The organism is Pseudomonas sp. NPDC086278 (assembly GCF_050280905.1).
Classification (GTDB): Bacteria; Pseudomonadota; Gammaproteobacteria; order Pseudomonadales; family Pseudomonadaceae; genus Aquipseudomonas.
In genome coordinates this window covers 1-6,720 of sequence record NZ_JBNNWE010000160.1, presented here as the reverse complement: position 1 = coordinate 6,720, position 6,720 = coordinate 1, and the positions used below count along the sequence as shown (strand labels likewise).

Below are 6,720 nucleotides of genomic sequence, written 5' to 3'. Positions count from 1 at the left end.
GCTTCAAGCACCGCGGACTCACAGCTTGCCATCCACCCCTCTCACCCCAAAGTTTATCCCCTGCCCAAGACACAAGCGGGCTTGCTCGCGAAGGCCGCGCCTCGGTCCTACTTCTTACTGAGCCGCAGGAGTCACATCCCGCAGCGGCTTGCCCCGCACCGGTGCATCACCGGCGACGAAGTAAGCAGCGGTGCTGCGCGGCAACGGTTGGCGGCCACGAATCTTGTCGGCGATTTTCTCGGCGATCATGATCGTCGGCGCGTTCAGGTTGCCGGTGGTGATGATCGGCATGATCGAAGCATCGACCACCCGCAGGCTTTGCATGCCATGTACGCGACCTTCAGCGTCAACCACGGCCATGTCGTCGGTGCCCATCTTGCAGGAGCAGGACGGGTGGAACGCGGTTTCGGCGTGTTCGCGGATGAACTTGTCGAGCTGTTCATCGGTTTGCACGTCGATGCCCGGGCTGATTTCACGGCCACGGAAAGCGTCCAGTGCCGGCTGTTGCATGATTTCACGGGTCAGGCGGATGCCATCGCGGAACTCTTGCCAGTCCTGCTCGGTGGCCATGTAGTTGAAGAGGATGCTCGGGTACTCGCGCGGGTCTTTCGACTTCGCTTGAATACGGCCACGGCTCGGTGAACGCATGGAACCCATGTGTGCCTGGAAGCCGTGCTCTTTTACACCGTTGCTGCCGTTGTAATTAATCGCGACCGGCAGGAAGTGGTACTGAATGTTCGGCCAGTCGAATTCTTCGCGGGTGCGGATAAAACCGCCGGCTTCGAACTGGTTGCTGGCGCCGATGCCGGTGCCGTTGAACAGCCACTCGGCACCGATGGCCGGCTGGTTGTACCAGAGCAGCGACGGGTACAGCGAGACCGGTTGGGTGCAGGCGTATTGCAGGTACAACTCAAGGTGATCCTGCAGGTTTTCGCCGACGCCTGGCAGGTCGTGGACCACCGGGATGTCGAGCTTGTTCAGCAGTGCGGCCGGGCCGACGCCGGAGCGTTGCAGGATTTGCGGCGACGCAATGGCGCCGGAGCACAGCAGCACTTCTTTGCGGGCGCGGGCTTCAACGCGCTCTTCAGCCGCGCCGATCAGGTAACGCACGCCGACCGCGCGCTTGTCTTCGAACAGGATCTTGTCGGTCAGGGCGTGGGTGACGATGGTCAGGGTCGAACGCTTCTTGGCGGTGTCCAGGTAACCGCGAGCGGTGCTGGCACGACGGCCGTTCGGCGTTACGGTGCGGTCCATCGGGCCGAAGCCTTCCTGCTGGTAACCGTTCAAGTCTTCGGTGCGCGGGTAACCGGCCTGCACGCCTGCTTCAACCATCGCGTGGAACAGCGGGTTGTTGCCGGCTTTCGGCGTGGTCACGCTGACCGGACCTTCGCCGCCGTGGTAGTCGTTCGGGCCGATGTCGCGGGTTTCCGCCTTGCGGAAATACGGCAGGCAGTTCAGGTAATCCCAATCTTCCAGGCCTGGCAGCTTGGCCCAGTTGTCGTAGTCCATCGCGTTGCCACGGATGTAGCACATGCCGTTGATCAGCGAAGAACCGCCGAGGCCCTTGCCGCGACCGCATTCCATCCGGCGACCGTCCATGTGTGGCTCTGGATCGGTTTCGTAGGCCCAGTTGTAGCGACGCCCTTGCAGCGGGAACGCCAGTGCGGCGGGCATTTGCGTGCGGAAATCAAAACGGTAGTCCGGGCCGCCCGCTTCGAGCAGCAGGACGGTGACGCCTTCGTCTTCAGTCAGACGGGTCGCCAGGGTGTTACCGGCCGAGCCGGCTCCGATGATGATGTAATCGTATTCTTGGGACATTGAATGCACCCTCTTTTGAAAGTGGTCAGGTCGCGGGTCGCCTGGACGCCGCGCAATGTGGCGAGGGGGCTAGCCCCCGTTCGGCTGCGCAGCAGTCGTAAATTCAGCGACCGCTTTCTATCTGAAGACTTGCGGTGTCTGGGATGGGGCCGCTTCGCGGCCCAACGGGGGCGAGCCCCCTCGCCACAATGGTGTTCACTCCAGACTTCGCGTGGATCAGAACACCGAGGCGTAATCGCCCAGTTCGACCTGTACCGATTTGATGCGCGTGAAGTTATTCAGCGAGCTGATGCCGTTTTCACGGCCAACACCCGACTGCTTGTAGCCGCCGACCGGCATCTTCGCGTCGGACTCGCCCCAGGCGTTGATCCAGCAGATACCGGCTTCCAGTTGATGAATCACGCGGTGCGCGCGGTTCAGGTCCTTGGTGACAACGCCGGCGGCCAGGCCGAAGTCGGTGTCGTTGGCGCGACGGATCACTTCTTCTTCAGTGTCGTAAGTCAGGATCGCCATCACCGGGCCGAAGATTTCTTCGCGCACGATGGTCATTTCGTCGGTGCAGTCGGTGAACACGGTCGGTGCCACGAATGCGCCTTTGGCGAAGTCGCCGTCGGTCAAGCGGTCGCCGCCGCACAGGACGCGGGCGCCTTCTGCCTTACCTTTGGCGATGTAACCGAGCACGCTTTCCATGTGGGCGAAGCTGACCAGCGGGCCGAAGTTGGTGTTTTCGTCTTCCGGGTTGCCGATGCGGATGCGCGCAACGCGCTCGGCGATCTTGGCTTCGAATGCGGCTTTGAGGTGCGTCGGGATGAAGACGCGAGTGCCGTTGGTGCAGACCTGGCCGGAGCTGTAGAAGTTGGCCATCATCGCGGTGTCGGCGGCGCGATCGAGGTCGGCGTCGTCGAAAATGATCAGCGGGGATTTGCCGCCCAGTTCCATGGTCACTTCTTTGAGCGAAGAGCTGGAAGCGCTGGCCATGACCTTCTTGCCGGTGTCGGTGCCGCCGGTGAAGGAGACTTTTTCGATGCGTGGGTGCTCGGTCAACCAGGTGCCGACTTCACGGCCGCTGCCGGTCAGGACGTTGAACACGCCAGCCGGAACGCCGGCTTCGGTGTAGATTTCGGCCAGTTTCAGCGTGGTCAGGGAAGTGACTTCACTTGGCTTGAAGATCATTGCGTTACCGGCCGCCAGGGCTGGCGCGGATTTCCACAGGGCGATCTGGATCGGGTAGTTCCACGCGCCGATACCGGCCACAACGCCCAGCGGCTCGCGACGGGTGTAGACGAACGACGTGGTGCGCAGCGGAATCTGCTCGCCTTCGATGGCCGGCACCAGGCCTGCATAGTATTCCAGCACGTCAGCGCCGGTAACGATGTCGACGTATTTGGTTTCGGAGAACGACTTGCCGGTGTCCAGGGTTTCCAGCGCGGCCAGTTCATCGTTGCGCTCGCGCAGGATGTCGACGGCACGGCGCAGGATGCGCGAACGCTCCATGGCGGTCATCGCGGCCCAGATTTTCTGGCCCTTTTCGGCGCTGACCACCGCGCGCTCAACGTCTTCCTTGGTTGCACGCTGCACGTTTGCGAGGACTTCACCGTTAGCCGGGTTGATGGCTTCGAAAGTGGCGTCGCTGCTGGCGTCGGAGTAACCACCATCGATGTAGAGTTTTTGCAGTTCGAAACGGGCCATATAGTCCTCGCAAGAGCATAAGTGGTTGGCGTTGACCACTGGGCGTGCCGTGTTGCGCTGGCACGCTGGTCAGTGGCGGTTCGGGGGGTTGAGCGTTTATGTGTGCTCTAACTCACCCGCTTGGCCAATTGGAAATCCATGTATTCGTAAGCGATGCGGTGCGCTTGCTCGGTGTCGAACGCGTCGCCCGACAGCGCACCGCGCAACCACAAGCCGTCAATCAACGCTGCCAGGCCGCGGGCTGCACTGCGCGCATCATCGAGCGGCAATACACGGCGGAACTGACAGCACAGGTTGGAATACAGGCGGTGATCGTTGATCCGCTGCAACCTGTGCAAAGACGGGTGATGCATGCTGGTGGCCCAGAAGGCCAGCCAGGTTTTCATTGCCGGGCCGTTGACCTGGCTGGCGTCGAAGTTGCCTTCGATGATCACCTGCAGATGCGCCCGCGGGCTTTCATCTGTCAGCGCCTGACGGCGCGCGGTGACGTTCTCGCTGAGGACACTCATCAGGTACTGCGCCGTGGCAGCGATCAGGCCGTTCTTGTCCTGAAAGTAATGACTGATGATGCCGTTCGAGACACCGGCCAAACGGGCGATCAGCGCAATGCTGGCGTCCCCCATTCCGACCTGATCGACCGCCTGCAATGTGGCTTCGATCAACTGCTGGCGGCGAATGGGTTGCATACCTACCTTGGGCATCTTGCACATCTCCTTAGGCCTTCCGGTGGACGTAAGACGTCTATCGGATCGAGGGCCAGTCTATTTTGTTTTGATTGAACGTTCAATCAACAAAGAATAAGATCTGCGACAAATCGTCGCTGCCTACAGGTTTTTCCTACGCGTAGCTGGCGGAAAAACGACATCTGAAACCGCTCGAAACCCCCGCGCGCAGGCGCTTCCAGGCTTCGGGCTTTTTTCGGGGTGTCTTTATATCACCCGCCGGTCGGCTGCCAACCAACCGATTGGTCGGGTCACGCGTTGCCTTGTGTTCTTCTCCCGCACTGCCCGGAGCCTCTGTGCCATGAGTTCTGCCTCTCTTATAAAGACCCCACCCGATAAGGTGACGGTCAACGGTTGGGTGTTCTACACCTCTACCGCGTTGATTCTGTTGCTGACCGCCATTCTGATCATCGCCCCGCAAGAGGCCGGCAGATTGCTCGGCATTGCCCAGGCCTGGTTGTCCCGCAGCTTCGGCTGGTACTACATGGTGGTGATTGCCGCTTACCTGGTGTTCGTCGTCGGCCTGGCGTTTTCGTCCTACGGCAAACTCAAACTGGGCAGCAAGGACGACACCCCGGACTTCAGTTACGGCGCGTGGGCGGGGATGCTGTTTTCGTCGGGCATCGGCATCTCGCTGCTGTACTTCGGCGCTTCCGAGCCGCTGGACCACTACTTCAACCCACCCGAAGGCGTGGCCGCCAGCAATATGGCGGCCCGTCAGGCGGTGCAACTGACCTTCCTGCATTGGGGCCTGCACGGCTGGGCGATCTACGCACTGGTCGGTCTGGCCGTGGCCTATTTTGCTTACCGGCACAACCAGCCGCTGGCGCTGCGTTCGGCGCTGTATCCGCTGGTGGGTGAGCGTTGGGTCAAAGGCGCGGCCGGTCATGCGGTCGACGGCTTCGGCATGTTCGTGACGCTGCTGGGTCTGGTGACGAACCTGGGGATTGGTTCGCTGCAAGTGTCGTCCGGGCTGGAAAACCTGTTCGGCATGGAACACAGCAACACCAACCTGCTGATCGTAATCATCGTGATGAGCACGGTGGCGACCATCGCTGCCGTGTCCGGCGTGGAAAACGGCATTCGTCGTCTGTCCAACCTGAACATCGTGCTGTTCAGCGGCTTGCTGATTTTCGTCCTGCTGTTTGGCCCGACCCTGCACTTGCTCAACGGTTTCGTGCAGAACATCGGCGATTACCTGAACGGCATCGTGCTGAAAACGTTCGACCTTTATGTCTACGAAGGCAGCGCCGAGAAGACCGAGCGCTGGATGGGTCTGTGGACCTTGTTCTACTGGGCCTGGTGGATTTCCTGGGCGCCATTCGTGGGCATGTTCATCGCGCGCATTTCCCGTGGTCGCACGGTGCGAGAACTGGTGGCCGGCGTGCTGCTGATTCCACTGGGCTTTACCTTGGCGTGGCTGTCGATCTTCGGTAACTCGGCCCTGGACCTGGTGATGAACCATGGCGCGGTGGAGCTCGGGAAGACCGCGCTCGAACAGCCGTCGATGGCGATCTACCAATTGCTCGAACACTACCCGGCGTCGAAGATTGTGATCGGCGTGTCGATCTTTGTCGGTTTCGTGCTGTTCCTGACCCCGGCGGATTCCGGCGCGGTGATGATGGCCAACCTTTCCTGCAAGGGCGGCAACGTCGACGAAGATGCGCCGCACTGGCTGCGGATCTTCTGGTCGGCGGTGATTACCCTGGTGACCATCGGCCTGCTGTTCGCCGGTAACTTCGAAGCCATGCAAACCATGGTGGTGCTGGCCGGCCTGCCGTTCTCGGTGGTGTTGGTGTTCTTCATGTTCGGCTTGCACAAGGCCATGCGCCAGGACGTGCAGATCGAACTGGAGCAAGCGGAGCTGGCCGCACGCGGCCGTCGCGGCTTCAGCGAGCGCTTGACGCAACTGGACCTGCAACCGAACCAGTCGATCGTTCAGCGCTTCATGGACAAGCAAGTCAGCCCGGCGCTGGAAGTCGCGGCGACGCAATTGCGCGCGCAAGGCCTGGACGTGCAGACGCTGCTGGGTAAATCGAAGCGGTGCATGGGCGTGCGGATCGAGATGGAAGAGGGCAACCCTTTTGTCTACGAAGTGAGCCTGGACGGTTACCTGGCGGCAGCGAGCGACACGGTGCCGGCGCAAAGCGCTGACGAACCGCGTGCACGTTACTACCGGGCCGAGGTGTACCTGCACAACGGCAGTCAGGATTACGACTTGATGGGTTTCACTCAGGATCAGATCACCCGTGACGTGCTCGATCAGTTTGAAAGCCATCGGCAGCTCCTTGGCCGTGTCTATAGCTGACATTCGATAGGGCGCGGTGTTTCTGTCTGAAGCCCCGCGTCGCCTTCATTCGCGAGCAAGCCCGCTCCCACATTGGAATGCTTACCCCTGTGGGAGCAACTGTCTTAACCCTGCCATTCGTCATCGCCATTCGGTGCCGTCGCGCAGCATGGCATTCAGCCGGATCAACAGTATCCGCATGCA

Annotated in this window: 4 protein-coding genes; 1 reads left to right on the top strand and 3 read right to left on the bottom strand. The window is 61.0% G+C overall.

The window, feature by feature from the left end:
* Positions 1 to 114: 114 nt before the first annotated feature.
* The 3 genes from betA to betI all read right to left on the bottom strand — a co-directional run bounded on the left by betA (position 115) and on the right by betI (position 4,208).
* Positions 115 to 1,818 carry a choline dehydrogenase gene (betA, locus tag ACQKP4_RS27900; protein ID WP_427637252.1) on the bottom strand — a complete coding sequence of 568 codons (1,704 nt, stop codon included), beginning with the start codon at positions 1,816 to 1,818 and terminating at the stop codon, positions 115 to 117.
* Between the two features lie 216 nt (positions 1,819 to 2,034).
* Complete coding sequence (gene betB, locus ACQKP4_RS27895) at positions 2,035 to 3,507, bottom strand: betaine-aldehyde dehydrogenase (RefSeq protein WP_427637251.1); 1,473 nt, start codon at positions 3,505 to 3,507, stop codon at positions 2,035 to 2,037.
* A gap of 107 nt (positions 3,508 to 3,614) precedes the next feature.
* Positions 3,615 to 4,208, bottom strand: a complete 594-nt coding sequence (gene betI / locus ACQKP4_RS27890; protein ID WP_427637250.1) for a transcriptional regulator BetI — start codon at positions 4,206 to 4,208, stop codon at positions 3,615 to 3,617.
* Positions 4,209 to 4,587: 379 nt separating this feature from the next.
* On the opposite strand from betI, the gene ACQKP4_RS27885 reads away from it, so the two are divergent.
* Positions 4,588 to 6,537 (top strand): BCCT family transporter, encoded by a 1,950-nt coding sequence (locus ACQKP4_RS27885; protein WP_427637253.1) that lies wholly within the window; start codon positions 4,588 to 4,590, stop codon positions 6,535 to 6,537.
* Positions 6,538 to 6,720: the final 183 nt, after the last annotated feature.

What these genes read in the sequence shown, in the direction of transcription:
- betA (WP_427637252.1), bottom strand. Translation starts at nt 1,818, where the DNA reads ATGTCCCAAGAATACGATTACATCATCATCGGAGCCGGCTCGGCCGGT.
- betB (WP_427637251.1), bottom strand. Translation starts at nt 3,507, where the DNA reads ATGGCCCGTTTCGAACTGCAAAAACTCTACATCGATGGTGGTTACTCC.
- betI (WP_427637250.1), bottom strand. Translation starts at nt 4,208, where the DNA reads ATGCCCAAGGTAGGTATGCAACCCATTCGCCGCCAGCAGTTGATCGAA.